The organism is Sorangium aterium (genome assembly GCF_028368935.1).
GTDB classification, from domain to species: domain Bacteria; phylum Myxococcota_A; class Polyangia; order Polyangiales; family Polyangiaceae; genus Sorangium; species Sorangium atrum.
Genome location: NZ_JAQNDK010000001.1, coordinates 2,166,115 through 2,187,723, shown reverse-complemented (window position 1 = coordinate 2,187,723; position 21,609 = coordinate 2,166,115). Strand labels below are relative to the sequence as shown.

General features: G+C 70.3%; 11 protein-coding genes. 6 read left to right on the top strand and 5 right to left on the bottom strand.

The features are described from left to right. Positions 1-1,395 (top strand): FHA and sigma-54 interaction domain-containing protein, encoded by a 1,395-nt coding sequence (locus tag POL72_RS07765; RefSeq protein WP_272094392.1) that lies wholly within the window; start codon positions 1-3, stop codon positions 1,393-1,395. Positions 1,396-1,426: 31 nt separating this feature from the next. Here POL72_RS07765 and POL72_RS07760 read toward each other — a convergent pair whose 3' ends face one another. Beyond that, positions 1,427-3,229: a monovalent cation:proton antiporter-2 (CPA2) family protein gene (locus POL72_RS07760; protein ID WP_272094391.1), complete on the bottom strand. Its 1,803-nt coding sequence runs from the start codon at positions 3,227-3,229 to the stop codon at positions 1,427-1,429. A gap of 44 nt (positions 3,230-3,273) precedes the next feature. Here POL72_RS07760 and POL72_RS07755 point away from each other — a divergent pair, with 44 nt between their 5' ends. The 3 genes from POL72_RS07755 (at position 3,274) to POL72_RS07745 (ending at position 8,721) form a co-directional block, all read left to right on the top strand. Then, positions 3,274-4,683, top strand: coding sequence for a B12-binding domain-containing radical SAM protein (locus tag POL72_RS07755; RefSeq protein ID WP_272094390.1), 1,410 nt, complete (start codon positions 3,274-3,276; stop codon positions 4,681-4,683). A 422-nt stretch (positions 4,684-5,105) separates the two neighbouring features. Continuing rightward, positions 5,106-6,611, top strand: a complete 1,506-nt coding sequence (locus POL72_RS07750; protein ID WP_272094389.1) for a hypothetical protein — start codon at positions 5,106-5,108, stop codon at positions 6,609-6,611. Between the two features lie 547 nt (positions 6,612-7,158). After that, positions 7,159-8,721 (top strand): hypothetical protein, encoded by a 1,563-nt coding sequence (locus POL72_RS07745; protein WP_272094388.1) that lies wholly within the window; start codon positions 7,159-7,161, stop codon positions 8,719-8,721. 33 nt (positions 8,722-8,754) lie between these two features. On the opposite strand, the gene POL72_RS07740 is transcribed toward POL72_RS07745, so the two are convergent. Together POL72_RS07740 and POL72_RS07735 are read right to left on the bottom strand one after the other, a co-directional pair. Then, a complete protein-coding gene (locus POL72_RS07740) occupies positions 8,755-9,276 on the bottom strand; it encodes a hypothetical protein (protein WP_272094387.1) in 522 nt (173 codons plus the stop codon). Between the two features lie 175 nt (positions 9,277-9,451). Further along, positions 9,452-9,613: a hypothetical protein gene (locus tag POL72_RS07735; protein WP_272094386.1), complete on the bottom strand. Its 162-nt coding sequence runs from the start codon at positions 9,611-9,613 to the stop codon at positions 9,452-9,454. Positions 9,614-10,042: 429 nt separating this feature from the next. Here POL72_RS07735 and POL72_RS07730 point away from each other — a divergent pair, with 429 nt between their 5' ends. Both POL72_RS07730 and POL72_RS07725 read left to right on the top strand, forming a co-directional pair. Then, a complete protein-coding gene (locus tag POL72_RS07730; protein ID WP_272094385.1) occupies positions 10,043-14,908 on the top strand; it encodes a zinc metalloprotease in 4,866 nt (1,621 codons plus the stop codon). Positions 14,909-15,352: 444 nt separating this feature from the next. Further along, positions 15,353-16,507, top strand: coding sequence for a serine/threonine-protein kinase (locus tag POL72_RS07725; protein WP_272094384.1), 1,155 nt, complete (start codon positions 15,353-15,355; stop codon positions 16,505-16,507). Between the two features lie 148 nt (positions 16,508-16,655). On the opposite strand, the gene POL72_RS07720 is transcribed toward POL72_RS07725, so the two are convergent. Next, positions 16,656-17,882, bottom strand: a complete 1,227-nt coding sequence (locus tag POL72_RS07720; protein ID WP_272094383.1) for a glycosyltransferase — start codon at positions 17,880-17,882, stop codon at positions 16,656-16,658. An 830-nt stretch (positions 17,883-18,712) separates the two neighbouring features. Next, positions 18,713-21,058 (bottom strand): collagen-like domain-containing protein, encoded by a 2,346-nt coding sequence (locus tag POL72_RS07715; protein WP_272094382.1) that lies wholly within the window; start codon positions 21,056-21,058, stop codon positions 18,713-18,715. Positions 21,059-21,609 lie beyond the last annotated feature (551 nt).

The window sequence follows — 21,609 nt, the reverse complement described above, 5'->3', positions numbered from 1 at the left end:
TTGCTCGACGCAACGGTAGGCACGAAGAACCGGGTCGAGGTGCGCGGCGGGCGCATCCGCCTCACGAAATCGTCGGCCGCGCGCGGCGGCGGATGGATCGAGATCGGCACCGATCCCGTCATCGTCGGCCGCAACGCGGCCTGCCAGCTGGTCCTCGACGACGCCAAGGTCAGCGCGGTGCACGCCGAGTTCGTCGCCACGGAGCAGGGCGTGCGCGTGCGCGATCTCGACAGCCGGAACGGGACCTTCGTCGGCGGCGTGCGGGTCGGCGACATCTACCTGCTCACGAGCACGAAGCTGCGGCTCGGCGAGACCGAGATCCAGTTCGAGCCCCTGCGGCCCGAGCGCATCACGGTCTCGGCGATCCCGTCGTTCGGCCCGCTCGTGGCGAGCAGCCCCGGGATGCGGGCCATCTTCGAGCGCCTGTCCAAGATGGCGCCGACCGACCTCACGGTGCTCATCACGGGCGAGACCGGCACGGGCAAGGAGCTCGTCGCGCAGGCGCTGCACCTGGCGAGCGCCCGCTCGAAGAAGCCGTTCGTGGTCGTGGACTGCGGCTCGATCCCGCCGACCCTGGCCGAGGCGACGCTGTTCGGCCACGAGCGCGGCGCGTTCACGGGCGCTGTCGACAAGCGCCTCTCGCCGTTCATCGAGGCGGACGGCGGCACGATCTTCCTCGACGAGCTCGGCGAGCTGCCGCTCGAGGTGCAGCCGAAGCTCCTCCGCGCGCTCGCCGAGCGCCGCATCAAGAGCGTCGGCGGCTCGAGCTACCGCGAGGTCGACGTGCGCGTGCTCGCGGCGACGCGCCGCGACCTCGTGCGGGCCGTCAACGGCGGCAACTTCCGGAGCGACCTCTACTTCCGCGTCGCGCAGATCAAGATCGAGCTGCCGGCGCTCCGGCAGCGCGTGGAGGACATCCCCGTGCTCGTCCGCAGGATGCTGAAGGATCTCGGCGACGAGAGCGCCTACGAGCGCGTCTCGAACATGACGCTCGAGCGGCTGATGCGGCACGACTGGCCGGGCAACGTCCGCGAGCTCAGGAACGCCGTCGCCGTCGCGTTCGCGCTCGCCGCCGAGGGCGAGGAGATCGACATCGCGGCGCACCTCGGCGCCCTCACCGAGACGCCGGTGCACCCGAGCTCCTCCTCGCCGTCGATCCCGCCGGGCGCCGGCGGCAGCGCGGCCGGCAGCTCGTTCGCGTCGATGAAGGGCCGCCAGTTCCAGGAGGCGAAGCGCGACGTCCTCGCGCGGTTCGAGCGCGACTACTTCGCCGCCCTGTCCGAGGACGCGAAGGGCAACGTGAGCGAGATGGCGCGGCGCGCGGGCATGGAGCGGGCGCACGTGCGGGCTTACCTCCGCCGCCACGGCATCGGCGCGAAGCAGGAACAGGAGTGAGCGGGCGCGACGGCGGCTCGCTCGCCTCGCGTCACACCGCCGCGGCCTTGTCGTCCCTGCCGGACGGCGCGATCTCGTCGGACTCGAACAGCCCTTCGAGCTCCTGCGCCGCCTGCTTCGCCGCCTCGATGAGCTTGACCTCGTCGTTGTGCACAGCGTGCCCGCGGAGGAGCACCTTCTCGTCGTGGGCCCTGAACCGCTCGATGGTCGCGCGGGCGTCCCGCTCCCGCATCCCGAGGCCCTCGAGCACGCGCGCCGCCACCTCGAGCGACGACAGGAACGTCTCCCGCTCCAGCACCGTCACGCCGATATCCATGAGCTGATACGCGTGCTGGCGGTTCCTGGCGCGCGCGTAGATCCGGATGTCCGGGAAGTGCTGCTTCACCACCTCCGCCGTCTTCACCGACGACGCGACGTCGTCGATCGCCAGCACGAAGATCTTCGCCTTGTCGGCGCGCGCGGCGCGGAGCAGGTCGAGCCGGGAGGCGTCCCCGTAGTAGATCTTGTTGCCGTACCTGCGGACGAAGTCGACCTGCGTCGCGCTCGCGTCGAGCGCGGTGAAGGGGATCTTCCTCGTGCGGAGGACGCGAGAGACGATCTGCCCGAAGCGGCCGTATCCGGCGATGATGACCCTGGGGTCGTTGTCGTCGATCGCGTCGAACTCGCGCTCTGGCGCGCCCCGCCGCCATCGCTTCACGATCGCGTCGCCGAGCGCGATGACGAGCGGCGTGAGCGCCATCGACAGGGTGACCACGACGACCAGGAGGTCGGTGAGGAGCCTGTCCATGATGCCCTGTCCCGCGGCCATCCCGAAGAGGACGAAGGCGAACTCGCCCCCCTGCGGGAGCGCGAGCGCGAGGTCGCGCGCGGAGCCCCGCGCGTGGCCGGTCGCCCTGCCCAGGACGAACAGGACGGCGGCCTTGAGCGCCATCACGCCGAGGACGAGCCCGAGGACGAGCAGCGGCCGCGCGACGACGAGGCCGATGTTCGCCGACATGCCGACGGCGATGAAGAAGAGCCCCATGAGCAGGCCCTTGAACGGCTCGATGTCCGCCTCGAGCTCGTGGCGGTACTCCGAGTCGGCGAGCAGCACGCCCGCCATGAAAGCGCCGAGCGACATGGACAGGCCCACCTGCACCATGAGGAGCGCCGTGCCGAGCACGACGAGCAGGGCCGCCGCGGTGAAGATCTCGTGGGCGTGGGTGGCGGCGATGGCCCGGAAGACGGGGCGCACGAGGTAGCGGCCGCCGGCGACGACCGCGAGCAGCACGGCCACCGCCTTGAGCGACGAGGCGACGGCGCTCCCCTCGGCGGGGGCCCCGCCCCCGTGGCTGAGCAGGGGGAGCACCGCGAGCAGCGGGATCACGGCGAGGTCCTGGAAGAGCAGGATGCCGAACGCGGAGCGGCCGTGCTGCGACTGCATCTGGCCCTTCTCGGCCAGGATCTGCAGGACGAACGCCGTCGACGAGAGCGAGAGCCCGACGCCCGCGATGGCCGCCGTGTCGGCGCGCAGGCCGAGCGCGGCGCCGGTCAGCCCGATGAGCGCGCCCGTGACGGCGACCTGCGCGCCGCCGAGGCCGAACACGGCGCGGCGGAGCACCCAGAGCCGCGACGGCTGGAGCTCGAGGCCGATGAGGAAGAGCAGCAGCACCACGCCGAGCTCCGAGAAGTGGAGGATGTCTTCGACGTTGGTGATGATCCGCAGCCCCCACGGGCCGAGCAGCGCGCCCGCGACGAGGTAGCCGAGCACCGCGCCGAGGCCGATCCGCTTGAACAGCGGCACGGCGACCACGGCCGCGCCGAGAAAGACTGCGGCGTCAGAGAGCAAGCTCATTCGTCGTGGGTCTCCTTGGGGCTCCGTGATAAGCACGATCGGCCATGCAGATCGAGCTCATCGCCACGGCAAGCGAAGATTCCGCGTACCTGCCCCGGGTGGGGCTCGGCACCCTCGCGGCGCTCACGCCCCCCGAGGATGAGATCATCTACACCGATGACGTCGTACAGCCCTTCGATCTCCAGCGCGACGTCAAGGACGTCGACCTCGTCGGGATCAGCGTCGACAGCAAGACCGCCCGCCGCAGCTACGATATCGCCGCCGCTTACCGCAGGCGCGGCGTGAAGGTGGTGCTCGGCGGCATCCACCCGACGGCCTGCCCCGACGAGGCCCTGCAGCACGCGGATGCCGTCGTGGTCGGCGAGGCGGAGGACGCCTGGCCCGCCCTGCTCGCGGACGTGAAGCGCGGCGAGCTCAAGCCGATCTACCGCCCGGAGCTGCCGAGCCTCGCGGGCAGGCCCCCGCCGCGGCGCGACCTGTTCACCTCCAAGAAGTACATCCCGTTCCAGGTCGTGCAGACGATGCGCGGCTGCCCGTATCCGTGCGAGTTCTGCAGCGTGTCGACGGCGAACGGCACCACGATGCGGTTCCGCCCGACCGACGAGGTGCTGAGCGAGCTCCGGTCGCTCGGCAAGCTCATCATGTTCGCGGACGACAACGTGATGATCCACCGGGCTTACTCGAAAGAGCTCTTCACCCGGATGGTCCCGCTGAAGAAGCACTGGATAGGGCAGTGCTCGCTCGCCGCGGTCAAGCGCCTCGAGAACGTGAAGCTCATGGCCGAGAGCGGGTGCAAGGCGCTCTTCATCGGCTTCGAGAGCATCGACGAGGAGACGGTGAAGTTCACCGGAAAGCGGCAGAACCGGCCCTCCCAGTACAAGGACACGATGGCGATGCTCCACGATCACGGCATCTCCGTCTGGGGGAGCTTCGTCTTCGGCTTCGATACGGACGATCCCGAGGTGTTCGATCGCACCGTGGAGTTCGGCATCGACATGAAGCTGACGATGGCGCTGTATGCCATCCTCACCCCGTACCCCGCGACGCAGCTGTACCGCCGCCTCAAGGCGGAGGGGCGCCTCACGGACGAGCGCTGGTGGCTGCGCCGCGACCACGACGCCGGCTCGCCCTATTTCGTTCCCAAGCAGATGTCGCGGGAGCGGCTCCGGGAGGGGTGGGTGTCCGCGTGGACGAAATTCTACTCGCCGTCCTCGATATGGCGCAGGTTCACCCTCACGCGGCAGTCGAGCTGGATCCAGCTGGCGGGCTTCTTCCCGCTGAATTTCATGCAGCACACGCTGGCGCACCGCAAGATCGCGGGCGGCGAGCAGCGCTTCCGCTCCGGCGTGCACATCGAGGAGACGGCCGCTTCGTCCGTGGCGCAGCCGCAGCCGCAGCCGGAGCCGCGGCCCGCGGGGGCCAAGGGCGCTCGGCAGCTCCCGATCATCGGATAGGCGATCCCCTGGCGCCAGCTTCGCGCCCTGTGCGTGCGTGGGCGCCGTCCTGCACGCTGCGGCGCAATGGTACGCCGCGGCGCAATGGCGCCGCGCTCCGCTCGCCGGTAATGAGGCGGCGCCCTGGCGCTGCGTTATGGGGCGCCAGAGGACGCCGCGCCTCGGCCGCTCTGGCGCCCGCGCAGGCCGGGCGCTCCGCGGCTCGCGGAGCGCCCGCGGCGCATCGGTGGATGTGGGCAATCGACCGCTCCCGGATTGACAGCAGCATACGGTGAGCGAGCGACATTCTTCTGTCGCGCTTGCAGTGCGATTGTCGCTTGCTGATTTTGCTACACTCGCGTGAGCTCCTGGAATGCCGGCGTATCGAGCGGGGTGTGAGCCCGCTTTGTCGCGGCATCGAGCATCCCTCAAGCGGAGGTGTCATGGGTCGACGTCGGTTCTCCTTCTCGCTCCTCATCGTGGTTGGCGCTGCCGTGTCCAGCGCTGGCCTCGCGGCCAGCTGTAGCGCGACGGGTCCGTCCAACCAGCTCGACTCGAGCGGAGCTCACGATACAGGGGTGGGAGGGGGCGGCACGACCGGCGGAGTCGACGGGCTGGGTGGGCTCCTCGACATCGATGGAGGGCGCGAGCCGCAGGGCGATGTGGTGGTGAACTCTTGTGGGAGCGCGTGCGGCGACAGGGAGCTATGTACCGGCGCGACCCTCGGCCTGGACGACGACTGCGATGGTTCAATCGACGAGACGTGCGCCTGCATCCCCGGTCAGGCGCACTCCTGCTTCCGCGGCGATCCGTCGTTCCGGAACAGCGAGGGGTGCTTTCCTGGCACCCAGATCTGCGACGAGACCGGCACCTGGGGCCCGTGCGTCGGCGGCGTGCACGCCGACGAGAACTGCCATATGGATAGCGGCGCTCCGTGCCGCCCGATGCAGGCGTCGCCCTTCGCCGATGTGAACCTCAAGGCGGGCACCGGCGCGTTCGGCGCGGATGCGGTCGCGGGCTCCGAGCTGTGGACGGTGGATTGCCCCGACGGCGTCGACCCGTGCCCCGGAGTGGCCGGCACCGATCCAGCGGACGATTTCAAGCCTCTGCAGTCGGGCGAGTACACTGTCACGTACACGAAGCGCGTCGCGAGCGGCGCTACCCAGAGCTGCCAGTACCCGCTCTTCGTCAGCGCGGGCGGCCTGCGCGTCGAGCTCGAGTGGGAGCACGACGTCGGCGACATCGATCTCGATCTACACCTCCACAAGCCGAACAACACGCAACCCTGGAGCATGTCGGGCTCGTCGGTGGACTGCGGCTTTTACAACTGCACCATCGACCACTTCTCGTCAAAGGGCTCGGATATCCGCTGGTTCTTGAACAGCGCGAGGCTCCCGGATCCCGTGAACTGGTACCTCGACCCGGTGCCGGGCAACAATGGCTGCTTCAACGCCCCTCGGGGCGTGGGGAAACAATGGGAGGCCAACGGTCTTGGCTGCCACAACCCGCGGCTCGACCTCGACAACTGGAAATGCGACCCCACCGAGACGGACCCCAACGGCGTAGACTTCTGCGCGCCGGAGAACATCAACCTCGACTATCCGCCGAAGGGTCAGTGGATGCGCATCGGCGTGTATTACTATGGTCAGGGCAGCGCGAAGCACGATATCCACCCTCGGGTCAAGATCTTCTGCGACAGCGCGCTCGGGGCCGATCTGGGGCACACGGGGTTCTACAGCCCGGAGCGGCCCGTCGCGTTCAAGCCCACGGACGGACACAAGAGGTTCTGGCTCGTCGCCGACGTGCTCTTCCCCGAGCCGGACGAGTGCGGCCAGGCGGCCTGCATCGTGCAGCCACTCTATGAGGACGCCAGCGCGATGACGCCGCTGCTCACCACGCGGAACGACGTCGAGGCGAGCTTCGGTCCCGCCTACCCCACGCTGCCCTGAAGAGAGCGCGCGCCGCGCGCCCTGAACCGTATCCCATCCAGCTCACCGGCAAGGCCTCGCGACGTCAGCGCGCACGAGCGCGCCGTCGCGAGCGCGCGAGCTCTGCCGGCGCCGCCTTGCCCCACGCAGAGGAGCGGTGAGGCGCAACGCCACACCGGCCAGCAAGGCAAGCTACGTGGCGATCTGTCTGAGGATGATTTGTCTGGCTCCTTGGCTGAGCTGGTGATTCGCCTGACTCTGCCTCTGGCGAGGGCGCGTCTCGCCGGCTGAAGGCGGCTCATTGTGTCCATCGCCGGACGGAGTCCGTGCTAGGGAGTCCTCCTCCTGCGACTCACCCTGCTGAGTCTGCATGACAGTGGTTCTTGTTACTCGACGAGGGTCGGGGCTTCGTGATCTGGCGTCCCGAGCCGCGCGTCCGCGCGCGCTGGGGACACCGGTATCCGCTTTGCTTCACGCCGTAGTGCCTGGTGCACGGCGCGCTTCGCCGTCGCGCGGAGCGGGCGCAGGCCGCCGCGACACCGCGTCTAGGTCTCCAAGTGGAGGTATCATGTCTCGTCTTCGTGTCTCCTCCGTGCTCCCCGTCGCGATCGCGATCGCGGCGTCGGGCGCCGGTTCCGCGGCCGGCTGCAGCGCCGAGGGAAAGCGGCTCACGTTCGATCCGACGACGGGCGGCGGCTCGCGCGCCGACGAGGCCGGCAGCGCCGGCGGGGCGGGCGGCGCCGGCGTGGCGACCGCCCAGCCCGGCGACTCGGAAGGTTATGGCGGCTTCCTCGGCGATATCGATGATGGGACGCACGAGGGCTTGCCGGTGACGGTCAACCCGTGCGGGAGCGCCTGCGGTCCGACGGAGCTGTGCGGCGTGGATGAGCTCGGCGTGGATCACGCCGGGCTGGACGACGACTGCAACGGGATGATCGACGAGAGCTGCGGGTGCATCGCCGGGCAGGCGCACTCCTGCTTCCGGGGCGATCCGTCGTACCGGCGCAGCCCGGGGTGCTTCCCCGGGACCCAGATCTGCGACGAGACGGGCACGTGGGGCCCGTGCGTCGGCGGCGTGCACGCGGACCAGGACTGCCACCGGAACGACGTGGCGGGCTGCCACCCGCTCCAGGCGGCGCCGTTCACCACCGTCGATCTGAAGGAGGGCACCGGCACGTTCAGCGAGGACGCGCAGCCGGGCTCCGAGGTGTGGACGGTGACGTGCCCGCCGGGCGTGAACCCGTGCCCCTCGGTGGGGGGGCAGGGGCCGGCGGACGACTTCAAGCCGCTCCAGTCGGGCGAGTACACGGTCACGTACACGAAGAGCCTGGCGGGCGGCGAGACCGCGACCTGCGTTTACCCGCTGTTCGTCGGCGCCCGCGGCCTCCGCGTCGAGCTCGAGTGGGAGCACGAGCCGGCCAGCGTCGATATGGATCTCTATCTCCACAAGCCGAGCAACATGCAGCCCTGGACGGTCGGCGGCTCCAGCGCCGCGTGCGGCTACGGGAACTGCACGCTCGACAGCCTCTCGGGCGGCTCGGCCATCACGTGGTTCAGCGACGCGGCGACGCCCCCCGAGCCGGTGAACTGGTACCTGGATCCGGAGGAGACCAACAACAGCTGCTTCTACGCGCCTCGCGGGGTGGGGGAGGAATGGCGCGAACACGGCAGGGGGTGCCACAGCCCGCGGCTCGATCTCGACAACATCTCCTGCGCCCACCGCACCACGGATCCGGACGACCCGACCTTCTGCGCGCCCGAGAACATCAACGTCGATTTCCCGCCCAAGGCCAGCTGGATGCGCATCGCCGTGCACTACTTCGGCGGCAGCGTGTCGTTCGACGTGCACCCGCGGGTCAAGATCTACTGCAACGGCGAGCTCGGGGCCGACCTCGGGCCCACCGGCTTCTACGACCCCGAGGTGCCCGTCGCCTTCGTTCCGGAGGACTCAGGCGACAGGTTCTGGCTCGTCGCCGACGTGATCTTCCCCGAGGCAGGGGAGTGCGGAGACGACACGTGCGTCGTCAGGCCGATCTACCGGGACGAGGCCGTGAAGACGCCGTTCCTCTCGACGGTCCGCGACATGCGCAACGACTTCGGTCCGGCCTACCCCAGCCTGCCGAGGCCCTGACGGCGCGGAGCTGGCCGGCGGCGGGCGCGCCCCTCACGGCTCGACGCCGGCCCGCCTGAGGAAGGCGAGCGCCGGTCCGAGCGCGTAGGCGGGCGCCCTGCCCAGGCGCAGCTGCTCCCCGGTCGACAGGTGGAGGAGCAGCCAGCGCGGCGCGAGGCCCGGCTCGTCGACGTCCGTGTCCGAGGCGGGCGGGGTCGAGACGCCGACGATCGCCTGGATCGGCAGGGTCCGCCGGAAGCCACGGCCGTCCTGGATGAGCTCGTGCCGCTCGAAGTCGAGGCGGAACAGCCCGTGGAGCCGGCGGCGCCGGCGGACGGCGAGCAGCGCGGCGGTGGCTCCGGCGGTCCAGGTCCCCGCGATGAAGAGGATGGGAAAGGGGGCCGCGCGCGCCGTCACGATGCCCGCCACGACGAGCGAGGCGACGAGCGCGAACGTGGCGACGCGATGGACGGCGAGGTCCAGGCCGTCGCCACGGCACTCGCAGACGAGCACGGCGGGGCCTTGCGCCAGGATGGTGCCGTCGGTGTTCGAGAGCAGGACGTCTCCGTCAGGCACTGCGGTCCTCCCGATCGGGTGAGGTGGTCGAATACCGCAGCCTTGGGGGCGAGGCGAGGGGAGGCGAAGGTCGTGCCGAGCCGCCGGCGGCCTCAGGCGAGGACCAAGCTTCGCACCGCGTTCTCCTACATCCGAACGTTTACGTGGTCGTAGTCGTGGTCGTGGTCGTGGACGTTTACGTGGTCGTGGTCGTGGTCGTGGTCGTGGTCGTCAACGGCAGGCCGTGAACGTCCACGACCACGACCACGTAAACGTCCACGACCACGACCACGTAAACGTTCACGACCACGACCACGTAAACGTCCACGACCACGTGAACGTTTGCGTAAACGTTCACGTTAATGACGGATGGGGGCGGGTTTCGTGCCCTGAACGTGACCGAACGATCTTGGTTAACGCCGATGCCCCGGGGGCCTCCCGCGAACGACTGGAGCAGCCGAGCCGCTCGCCGATTAGAACAGGCTATTCCGTCCACGCACGGAGAGGCGCGCGACAAAGGGGGCAGCGGCTGTCAATCGCCTAACGCCTGGCGGCGCAGCGCGGCCGCGCGGTGAGAGGGACGCGAGGCGGAAAAGGCATTGAATGCCCGTGGATTGGCCAGGAATGGCGAGGGTGTTGCGCGCGTGGTACGTGGTATGCCGCTGTGCCGGCGAGGGCGAGCAGGCACGCCCCTCGCGCGACCGGGGCGGTCGTCGCGGCGACTGACGCCGAGGTTCTCATGGGGGCATGCGCGCTCGGGACCGAGCTGCCAGAGGAGGACTCTGCGATGAGTTGGATTGTGAGACAGGCATTGCTCGCGGCGGCGGTGTGCTCGATCGCGGGCTGCGCCGAGGAGCGGCCGGCCATCCGCCAGGTTCAGGCGAACGCGCTGGCGAAATCGTTCTTCGTCGGCGCGGATCTGCAGAGCAAGGAGGACGATCCGGAGTTCTGGGCGCGGACCACGGTGGTCGACGTGGGCTACGGCGCCTCGCAGGACGGGCTCTTCTCCTCCTCGTACGCTCAGGCCGAAGTCGCGCGCATCAAGTGGATCATCCAGGAAGACCTCCTGCTGGGGCGCCTCACCTACGAGCGCGTGAAAGACAGCGACGGCAAGGGCGCCGGCGCCGCCACGGACGATGGCGTCGTGGTCGTCGCCTACAAGATCCTCTCGCACTTCGACATCCAGCGCGACTACAACCGGGCGACGGGGGAAGAGAGCAACGTCGTCGTCGAAAATACGACCGACCGTCCATGGTATGAGCGCGAGTACATGCGGGTCGATTGGTCGAAGAACCTGAACGTCGACTCCTACGACTTCGACACGCTGTCGCTCATCGGCGTCTACGGCGGCGTGCAGTACGAGCCGCTCTCCTACTACGTCAGCGACCCGAGCCACCCCGACGCGCCCCATTTCGACCCCGAGGAGGGGTATTTCGACGTCACCAACAAGGCCTTCGCGGTGCCGCAGCTCGTCGATCTCAGCCACCTCGGGTGGGGCATCGACAGCTTCCCGGCCTGCATGCTCGACACGGACTTCGCGGGCGGCACCGCGCCGGTCGGCTCGTGCAACCCGGTCGAGATCACCCTCCGGCAGTCGTTCCGGCGCGTCGTCGATCGGGACTACGAGCCGGCCGAGTGGGACGGCTACCGGTTCCGGGCCTTCGGCGCCTTCGTGCGAGAGCGCTTCGGCTACGCCCGCAACTACGGCATGAGCGACGCCAAGTGGCACCGCATGATCTCCCGTTACAACATCTGGGAACGCAGCCACTACTACGATGATCCGGAGAGCATGACGGGCGAGATCCCGTGCTTCACGCCCGAGACCACCCCCCCCGGCGCAGATCCGCACCGCGACCAGGACCGGAACGGGACCGAGGACGAGTGCGAGGCCGTCACCGGGGCCTTGATGGCCCGGGATGGAGGGATGGAGGCGGTGGGGCCCGGCTCGCGGTGCGATACCTTCAAGCAACGGTGCACCCTGCCGTACCAGCGGCGCGAGGCCGTGCCGCAGGCGTGGTACGTGACCTCGGACAGCAACCCCGACTATTTCGCCGCCACGGACATGGCAGCCCACGAGTGGGACGTCGCCCTGCGCAGCGCCGTCGTCACCGCCAAGTACGCCGAGTGCGTCCGGACGAAAGGGGACGCGGCGCGCTGCGGCGAGGCGTTCCCTGTCTACGACGGGCAGATGGACGATGACGCCGACGCCGTCGCGCTCGCGCGCGAGGTCGACGCGTGCCGGCGCGGCGCGGCGCCCGAGGGGCAGCGCTGCGAGGCGCTCGCCGACGAGATCGGCGCGCGGCGCGGGACCTCGAGGGGCGTCATCGCGCTCGCGAAGATGCCCGAGATGATCGTGCTCTGTCACAGCCCCGTCGAGGCGGCCGACCCCGAGGCGTGCGGCGGTCCGCGGCTGCCGGCGGGCGTGACCGCCAGGATGTGCAGCGACGAGCGCCGCAAGGAGACAGGGCGGGATCCCGAGCTGATGAAGTCGTGCGGCAATGCGCTGAACGCGCGGATCGGCGACCTGCGCTACCACCAGATCAACAACTTCGAGGCGCCGCAATCGCCCTCCGCCTGGGGCATCTACAGCGACTCGGAAGACCCGCTCACCGGCGAGAAGGTCGCGGCGAGCATCAATGTCTGGACGCACGTCAGCGACATCTGGAGCCAGGGCGTCGTGGACACGGCCCGCTACATCAAGGGAGAGCTCAAGACCGAGGACGTGACCGACGGCGGCTACGTCCGGGACTGGGCGCAGGCGAGCGAGGGCGCGTCGCGCAGCGGCGCGCTGCCGCGGCTCACGCGGGAGGAGCTGGCGCGGCGGATCGCCCGGTCCGCCGGGGTGGACGAGGCGGCCGTCTCCGAGGGCGCCGGCCAGATGCCGCAGAACCCGGCGCTGCGCGAGAGCCTCCGGCGGCTCTCGAAGGAGGTGCGCGGCATCGCGGCCGACGCCACGGCGCCCGACAGCATGCGCGGGGTCTACGAGGCGCGCCGCAGGGCCGCCGTGGGTACCGAGCTCGAGGCCGAGCTCACGACGAAGGCGATCCAGGAGCTCACCGGCGTCGAGGGGCTGCCGCTCACGGACGAGGTGATGCGCTTCGCCTCGCCGCTCCGAGGGGCGAACCCGAGCGTGCGGCGCGAGCTCGGGAACCTGAAGGAGCTCGCGCTCGCCGAGCGCGGCGCGTGCGTGATGCACGAGGCGCCGGCGCCGCTCGCGACCGCCAACCTGGCGGACCTCCTCGAGGAGAAATTCGCGAGCAAGCTCGGGCGCTTCGGCGAGGGGGACGACGCGCAGAAGGCGCGGCGCGCCGAGGCCATGCGGCGCTACCTCGCGCAGCGGGCGCACACCTCGGTGATCCTCCACGAGATGGGCCACTCCGTCGGGCTGCGGCACAACTTCGTGAGCTCTTCCGACGCCTGGGGCTACCGGCCGCAGTACTGGCAGCTTCGCACGAACGATGGACGGGTGAAGACGCGGTGCGAGACGCTCTCGGAGGACGGCGAGGCCTGCGTCGGGCCGAGGTACTACGACCCCGTCACCGAGAACGAGCAGAAGAACCTGATCTGGATGTTCATGCAGTCGTCGACGATGGACTACGCCGGCGAGCCCACGCAGGACCTCATCGGGCTCGGCGCGTACGATTTCGCCGCGGCCCGCATGTTCTACGGCGATGCCGTCGCCGTGCACGCCGACCCGAGCTACAAGGCGACCACCCCGCGCGGCAAGGGCATGCTCGCGAAGATCGACGATTTCGGCGGCATCCTGGGCATCCAGCCCGAGTACGACGACGAGGACATCCATTACTCCGAGCTGCAGAGCAAGTACGAGCTGATCAAGCCGCGCAGCTGCGTCGAGGTCGACCCGAGCGCGTACGTGCCCTCGGACTGGGACGAGGAGCGGAACGGCGCCTGGCACCCCTTGCTCGACGGCCAGATCGTGTCGATCGGCGGCAAATACACGCGGTGCCGGCAGCAGAAGGTCGATTATGTCACCTGGCGCGCGCTGGCGACGCCGAAGGACGTGAAGGGGCCCTCGGTGGACCCGGCGGGGCGGACCCGCCTGCCTTACGGCTTCGCGAGCGACCGGTGGGCCGACCTCGGCAACCTGAGCGTGTACCGGCACGACAACGGCGCGGACGCCTACGAGCTCTTCAATTTCTTCGTCACGCAGCAGGAGGTGAACCACATCTTCGACAACTACCGCCGCGGCCGGCAGGCGTTCAGCGTGCGCGCGGCGTCGGAGCGGACCCTGAACCGGTACAACGCGAAGATGCGCGACGGCGCGAAGGGCCTCGGGCTCATCATGAACATCTACCGCGAGTTCGCGCTGGGCCGCGGCTACGATTTCGACACGTTCTGGGTCCAGGCCGCGAACAGCCTCTTCAAGGAGAACACCCTCGCGGCCGGGATCGCGTTCGATCACTTCTCGCTCCAGATGGCGCGCCCGCAGCCGGGTGAGCACTTCCTGCCGGACGGGGATACCGTCCTCCGGTCATCGAGCGATGTCTTCGGCGATCCCGGGGAGCCGCTGGTGGTCGTGCCGAACGGCGCGACGGGCTATTTCGGCGACATCGCCATCGGGGGCAAGCCGCTCGAGAACGCGCTCGCGGAGGACAAGGGCGAGTACGACTCGTCGTACACGATGAACGCCGGGGCCTATTACGACAAGGCGTGGGTGTCGATGCTGATGACCGAGTCGGTCGACAACTTCATCAGCGACTCGCGGCACGACTTCCTCGACGCGCGCTACCGCGCGGTCTCGCTCGCCGACGTCTTCCCGGAAGGGTACCGCCGCTGGCTCGCCAACAACCTGACGGGCGACGACGCCTTGAAGGGCGTGCGCGTCGAGGCCGACCAGCGCGGGCGGCCGGTCCGGGACTCGAGCGGGTACCCCGCCGGCGCGCTCGGCTGGACCTCGTGGTGGGCCGAGAGCGGGCCGGAGAGCTGCTTCCCCGGGGCCGGGAGCATCGTCTGCAGCTCCTACGGCGCGCCCGACAGCGCGCCGTGGAACCCGCGGGCCCCGGCCAAGGTCGCCATCCTCGACCCGCAGATCGGCTGGGAACAGCAGAAGTTCCTCATCGCGTGGACCCTCCTCTATCTGCCGGAGAACCAGAAGCAGAAGTGGCTGGACATGATGCACGTCTGGGAGGCCGGGGCAGACACAGATCCCGCCTTCCCGGACCGGATCGAGCTCCACCACCCGTCCGGGAAGGTGTTCGTGGCGAAGGCCTACGGGACCGAGACCGTCTTTGGCAAGGTCGTGCAGAAGGGCATCGGCGCGCGCGTCCTGGAGTACGGGAATGAGCTCCTGGCAAAGGCGTATGTCACGGAGCCTGGACCCGACCTCGACGGCGACGGCAAGGCGGACTGGTACAAGGTGAAGCCGAACCCGGAGACCGGTCAGCCGATCGTGCGGTGGGATCCGACGATCGCCGCCATCGCGGACGACGGCGAGGTCCTGCGGGAAGGCGTGGACGGCTGCAAGGCGGACGCCGACGCGGACGACGACGACTTCAGCGATTTCTACAAGTGCACGTGCTCCTCGAACCGCGCTTGCGGCGCGCTCGAGAGCTACCTCTCGGTGCCCGCCTTCATCCGGCAAGCGCTGGCGGCGTTCAAGCTGGGTGATCCGACGATGAAGGGCCTCCACTGAGCCCACGCGCGAGCACATCCGATCCTGTCCGATTGCGGCCCCACGACTCAGAGCACATCCGAGCACATCCTTGGCAGCCTCACGATTGACGAGGCGGAGGCCCCGGCGAGGCCACAATGGTCGGGGCATCTTGCCGCATGGGGCGATTCGCCCCACGCGGTCGCGCGTTCGCCGCGGCGCTCCAGGCGCGCCGGCGTGGCTCGGGTTTTGCTGAACTTTTCCATGAAATGACGTGTTGTTGGATATCGCCCACCCCCTGCGGCTCTCGTGTCGGTGACGCGGGACGGCCGGGCGGGTCGCGGTGCCGACGAGCTGCAACCCCGGTCTTCCGTCGTGGAGCGCCGATTCGACCGTAGCGCCGTCGCCGGGACACGGGAAACGCAGAGCAGAGAGGCTCTCCTGCGCCGGGAGGGCCGTTGGGTCGAGGTACGGAGAGGACCAGCGATGGAGTTCGAGAATGTCACGAACGCCCAGAGAGCGCAGGCGCGGGTGGGAACGTCGCTCAACGGCGCATGGCGGCTGGACGCGCTGATCGGCCTCGGCGGGATGGCGGCCGTGTATGCCGCGACGCACCGGAAGGGCCAGCGGGTCGCGATCAAGCTGCTGCACCCCGAGAGGGCGAGGGACCGGGGCGATCGCGCGCGGTTTCTCCGAGAGAAGGCCATCGCGCAGACGGTCGATCACCCGGGGGTCGCGGCGGTGATCGCGGACGACGTGACCGAGGACGGCTCGCCGTTCCTCGTGATGGAGCTCCTCGAGGGAGAGAGCCTTCTCCAGCGCTGGAAGGCGCAGAGGGGCCCGCTCCCGCCGGCCGAGGTCCTCTCCGTGAGCGAGCAGATCCTGGAGGTGCTCGCGGCAGCGCACGCGAGGGGCGTCGTTCACCGGGATCTGAAGCCTGACAACATCTTCCTCACGCGAGAGCGCGGGGTGAAGATCCTCGACTTCGGCATCGCGCGCCTGCGGGTCCCCTCGGGGCAAACCTCCCTCGTGGGGCTCCGCGCGATGGGCACGCCGGCGTACATGCCGCCCGAGCAGGCCCGCGCGCGCTGGGATCTCGTCGACGCGCGGACGGACCTCTGGGCGCTGGGGGCGACGATGTTCTCGCTGCTGACGGACCGCTACGTCCAGGAGGCGCCTACCGTCAACGAGCTCTTCTTCCTGAGGATGACCTGCCCGATTCCGTCGCTCGCGCGGGTCGCGCCGTCGATGTTTCCGGCCGTGGTGCGGGTGGTGGACCGCGCGCTCGAGTTCGCGCAGGCGGATCGCTGGCCGGATGCGCGGTCGATGCTGGCAGCTTTGCGCGAGGCGCACGTCGCGCTCGCGCTCGCGCCACCCCGGAGCACGCTGGTGCCGCCACCCCGGAGCACACTGGTGCCGCCGCCCCGGAGCACACTGGTGCCGCCACCCCGGAGCACGCTCGCGCCGCCGCCCCGGAGCACGCTCGCGCCAGCGACGGACCCGCGCGACCTCGGCGCGCTGGACGAACGGCCGCCTTCGGGTCGTCCCCAGGCGCGGCTTTCCCGGACGGCGGCGCTCTCGTCGCCGCCGTCGCTCGCGACGAGCCGGCGTGCGCGCTCGACGATCCCCCGCGCGCCTTGAAGCGAGCGTGAGGCAGCGACAGCCTGCCCCCGGAGCCTGGCGACGCGCTTGCCGCGCCGTTCGCGGTTCGCCTGGGTGTGGATCGTGGAGGCGAGCCTGCGAGCCGCTCGCTGGGTGACGGGGGCGAGCCTGCGGGCCGCTCGCTGGGTTATGCGTTCAGGCCAGCGAGCAGCTCGCTAGGCCGCAGCACGCCTCGCCGCTCCGACTCGCGCCGGGCGAGGAGGGTCTCGTAGATATCCATGTAGCTCGCCATCATGCGTTCGGCCGAGTAGCGCCGCAGCGCGAGCTTCCTCCCGCGCTTGCCCATCGCCGCGGACTGCGTGGGATCCCCCTTGAGCGCGGCGAGCTTGGCGGCGAGCGCGCCCTCGTCGTCCGACGGCACGAGGAAGCCCGTCTCCCCGTCGGCGATCAGGGCAGGGATGCCGCCCACGGCGGTCGAGATCACCGGCAGCCCCGTGGCCATGGCTTCCACCATGGAGAGCGGCAGACCCTCGGACTTCGACGACAGGACGAAGACGTCGCTGGCGGAGAGGAGCCCCGGTACGTCGTGCCGCTCGCCTGCGAAGACCACGCGGTCGCTGATGCCCAGCTCTTCGGCGAGGGCGCGCAGCGCGGCGGCTTCGGGCCCGTCTCCGACCAGGAGGAGGCGCGCGTCGTCCGAGTCGCCCGACAGGATCCCCGCGGCGGCGGCCGCGCGGAGCAAGAGCGCGTGGTTCTTGACCTGCGACAGGCGCCCGACCGCCCCGGCGACCCACGCGTCCTGGGGGATCCCGAGCTCGGCTCGGATGCGGTGCCGCGCCGCGGCGTCCGGCCTGAACCGGGAGAGGTCGATTCCATTCAAGACCACATGGAGCTTCGAGCTCGGCACCTCTTTGTGCTTCAGCATGAAGTCGGCCGTGGACTGCGACACGGCCACGTGCGCGTCGGCGAGCCTGGCGGCCATGTGCCGCAGCCACGCCCTGCGTCCCTGATCGAACATGGCGCCGTGCAGCGTGTGGCACACAGGTACACGGTGCAGCCGGCCCGCGGCCGTGGCGTAGATGAGCGGCAGCTGGTTGTGCGAGTGCACGATCGAGACACCGTGCTTGGCGAAGAACGCCGCGAGCTTCCCGGGGAGCTTGAGGTCGAAGCCGGAGCGCTTCGGCAGCATGTGCACCGCGACGTCGCGCTCCCGGAGCTGCGCCGCGCGCGGCCCGTCGGGGTTCGTCTCGATGCCCACGACCATCACCTCATGTCCGGCGGCGCGCTGCAGCCCGGCCAGATCCACCACGACCTGCTCGGCGCCGCCCACCTGGAAGGAGTTCAGCACGTGTGCAATCACGAGACGGTCGTGGCGGCGTGCTCCGGTCATCGTCGCATGCTCGGTGGTCTTCATATCGTAATCTATGCTCATGGTTCCCCTCTGGGGTGCGCTTCGGGCGCATGTGGTCCGACCTGAGAGAAACCCCTCCTTCGTGTCCGCGTCCCCGGGGAGGGGCAAATTACCACAGCATTCACGAAGCGAGGAGATTTCTCTGTGTGTCTCCTCGATATGCCGGGTATCGCTGGATTGACGTGAGGGGATGTCTTCATCGGCCCGTCCGCTGACTACGTGCAATCGCGCCTGTGGCAGATGGCAACAGCTGTGACAAAGAGCGTCGCGGCGGCTTCACGTCCGTGCCATCGGAGCTCTCCCTGATCCAGGGCAGCAGCGATGCCACGCCAACATTCCGGCAGAAATGCCGGAAGCCGCGCATTTTTTTCGGAACGTGGAAGAGCCCGTTGTTCACGCAGTCACCGACCAGGAATTCATGCGAAAAGCGTGCAAGCTGCCTCACGCGTCCCTGCGGCACAGCTGTACCCCCCGGTGCCGCGACGGCGAGGGATGTCGTACTTTGTGGGTGAATGTGTGTCGACGGTGCTTCTCTGGTCGCGCGGGGCCGCTGATGCGGCGCTGTAAGGAGCTCCGGGGAGGGCCGCGACCTGGGTCCGGCGGCGTCGCTGACCGTGCTCCTGGGGAGCACGGGCGGATCGCGGTGACCCGTCCAGGCGGGGCGGCAGGTGGGGCTGTGCGGCGATGGCACGGCTGCCCTGCGGCGTGCAGAGCGCAACGGTGAGGTGCTGAGCCAGCTGCCCCCGCCCTCGGATCACGGTGGACGGGCGGGGGACAGCGGGTCGAGCGATGGGCCCGTGCTCAGGCGAGCAGGGCCCTCCGGTCTTGCGGGATCAGCGCTCGGACAGCTCGGCGCACACGGCGAAGGTGGTCAGCGACACCGTCTGCGCCTTCTTGCCGTAGCCGCTCTCGAACACGGCGGTCGATGTCCAGCCCGTGCGGCCTTCGGCGGCGTCGGACGGCGAGTTCTCGACCACCCTGCTCGTCGCCTGTGCGCCGCCGGAGATCGAGAATCCGCCGCCGAGCACGACTTCACCCGCGTCGCAGAGCGCCTTGACGTTGACGAACGCGCTCCCGGGCGACGCCTCGCGCGTCACGGAGACCACGTGGATCTTCACGAGTCCAGGCGATCCGGCCTGCCCCTGGGGGCCGCGCTCGCCCTTGGGTCCAGCGGGGCCCTGAGGACCACGCGCGCCGTCAGCGCCCTTGAGGCCCTGAGCGCCGTCAGCGCCCTTGAGGCCGTGAGCGCCGTCGACGCCCTTGATGCCCTGGAGGCCTTGAGGACCGACGATCCCCGGGAGGCCGCGCTCGCCGCGCTCGCCCTTGGGTCCGGCCGGTCCCTGGGGACCCGCCTCGCCCTTGGGTCCAGCGGGGCCCTGAGGACCACGCGCGCCGTCAGCGCCCTTGAGGCCCTGAGCGCCGTCAGCGCCCTTGAGGCCGTGAGCGCCGTCGACGCCCTTGATGCCCTGAAGGCCTTGAGGACCGACGAGCCCCGCGGGGCCCTGGAGGCCGCGCTCGCCGCGCTCGCCGCGCTCGCCCTTGGGTCCGGCCGGTCCCTGGGGACCGAGCTCGCCCTTGGGTCCAGCGGGGCCCTGAGGACCACGCGCGCCATCAGCGCCCTTGAGGCCCTGAGCGCCGTCAGCGCCCTTGAGGCCGTGAGCGCCGTCGACGCCCTTGATGCCCTGGAGGCCTTGAGGACCGACGATCCCCGGGAGGCCGCGCTCGCCGCGCTCGCCCTTGGGTCCGGCCGGTCCCTGGGGACCCGCCTCGCCCTTGGGTCCAGCGGGACCCTGAGGACCGCGCGCGCCGTCAGCGCCCTTGAGGCCCTGAGCGCCGTCAGCGCCCTTGAGGCCGTGAGCGCCGTCGACGCCCTTGATGCCCTGGAGGCCCTGAGGACCGACGAGCCCCGCGGGGCCCTGGGGACCGGGCTCGCCGCGCTCGCCCTTGGGCCCTGCCGGCCCCTGCGGACCACGCGCGCCGTCAGCGCCCTTGAGGCCCTGAGGACCGCTGTGCCCCTGAGGACCCATCTCGCCCTTGGGCCCCGCCGGCCCCTGAGGACCCATCTCGCCCTTGGGCCCTGTCGGCCCCTGAGGACCCATCTCGCCCTTGGGCCCTGTCATCCCCTGCGGACCATGCGCGCCGTCAGTGCCCTTGAGGCCCTGAGGACCGCTGTGCCCCGCCGGCCCCTGAGGACCCATCTCGCCCTTGGGCCCCATGGGTCCCGCGGGTCCCTGAGGACCGCGCGCGCCGTCGACGCCCTTGAGGCCCTGGAGGCCCTGGAGGCCTTGCGGGCCGATGTGCCCCGCGGTGCCTGCCGACCCCTGCGGGCCCGGCTCGCCACGCTCGCCCTTGGGTCCCATGGGTCCCGCGGGCCCCTGCGAACCGCGCGCGCCGTCGACGCCCTTGAGCCCCTGGAGGCCGGTGTGCCCCGCCGGCCCCTGGGGGCCGACCTCGCCCTTGGGTCCCATGGGCCCCGCGGGTCCCTGCGGACCGCGCGCGCCGTCGACGCCCTTGAAGCCCTGGAGGCCCTGCGGGCCGATGAGCCCCGCGGTGCCCGCCGGCCCCTGGGGGCCGACCTCGCCCTTGGGTCCCATGGGCCCCGCGGGTCCCTGCGGACCGCGAGCGCCGTCGACGCCCTTGAAGCCCTGGAGGCCCTGCGGGCCGATGAGCCCCGCGGTGCCTGCCGGCCCCTGCGGGCCGGGCTCGCCCTTGGGTCCCTGCGGGCCGCGCGCGCCGTCAGTGCCCTTGAAGCCCTGGGGACCGATGAGCCCCGCGGTGCCCGCGGCGCCTGCCGGCCCCCGCGGGCCGGGCTCGCCGCGCTCGCCCTTGGGCCCCTGCGGACCGCGCGCACCGTCAGTGCCCTTGAAGCCCTGGAGGCCCTGGGGACCGATGAGCCCCGCGGTGCCTGCGGCACCTGCCTGCCCCTGCGGGCCGGGCTCGCCGCGCTCGCCCTTGGGGCCCTGCGGACCCTGCGGACCGCGCTCACCCTGCGGCCCAGCGGGCCCCCGCTGCCCCATGGGCCCCTGGGGACCACGCTCCCCCTTCTGATACTGCTGATACTGCTGTCCCACGAACCCCTTGCCCGTGCCGGGCATGTGGTGCCCGACCTCGTCGGACCCCCCGGCCTCGGCCTTGACGTCTTGCGGATCGCCGGCCCAGCTCGCGCCTGTGCTGGCCATCACGCCGGCAAACCCGGCAAGGATTCCAGCAGAAACCGCACTCGCTCGATACTTTCGCATGTGACTCCGCCTTTCTATCGATTCCGAGCTTCAATGCGCTCGATCCCGCAGACAGCCGCGTTCCGATGAGGTGGAGCCCAGCAGGCGAGTGAATCGGGCGAAGGCCGACTCCGGGACGGATCTCCGCCCGTGCCCCGCACCGACTCCTCGATGAGAGTCCCACCAATTGCCGGCACGAAAAGTCAGGGCGATTCGTCGATGCGGCACCCGACACGCCACGCCACGACGCGGGCGTGACCAGGTGCAGCCAGCGCTCGAAGGCTCCAGTCGCCAACCCGCTGTGTCTGGAGCGATCCTAAGTTGATGGGGGCGGTTCACCAAGCCCCTGAGGAGGGGTTGACGGCCACGCCGCCCGTCGAGCCGCCGGCGATCGTTCGTCCTCGCGCCGGGGGAACGCCGCGCCCCCGCGCGAAGCCGGGGTATTTGCAGGTATCGAGAGCAGATCAGGGCGAACGCGTGGAAAGGCAGCAACTCGCGCCTGGGAGCAGGCA

Excerpts from the sequence above, each read along its gene's own strand:
- POL72_RS07720 (WP_272094383.1), bottom strand. The coding sequence starts at position 17,882 with ATGAAGACCACCGAGCATGCGACGATGACCGGAGCACGCCGCCACGAC.
- POL72_RS07755 (WP_272094390.1), top strand. The coding sequence starts at position 3,274 with ATGCAGATCGAGCTCATCGCCACGGCAAGCGAAGATTCCGCGTACCTG.
- POL72_RS07730 (WP_272094385.1), top strand. The coding sequence starts at position 10,043 with ATGAGTTGGATTGTGAGACAGGCATTGCTCGCGGCGGCGGTGTGCTCG.
- POL72_RS07745 (WP_272094388.1), top strand. The coding sequence starts at position 7,159 with ATGTCTCGTCTTCGTGTCTCCTCCGTGCTCCCCGTCGCGATCGCGATC.
- POL72_RS07760 (WP_272094391.1), bottom strand. The coding sequence starts at position 3,229 with ATGAGCTTGCTCTCTGACGCCGCAGTCTTTCTCGGCGCGGCCGTGGTC.
- POL72_RS07715 (WP_272094382.1), bottom strand. The coding sequence starts at position 21,058 with ATGGCCAGCACAGGCGCGAGCTGGGCCGGCGATCCGCAAGACGTCAAG.
- POL72_RS07725 (WP_272094384.1), top strand. The coding sequence starts at position 15,353 with ATGGAGTTCGAGAATGTCACGAACGCCCAGAGAGCGCAGGCGCGGGTG.
- POL72_RS07750 (WP_272094389.1), top strand. The coding sequence starts at position 5,106 with ATGGGTCGACGTCGGTTCTCCTTCTCGCTCCTCATCGTGGTTGGCGCT.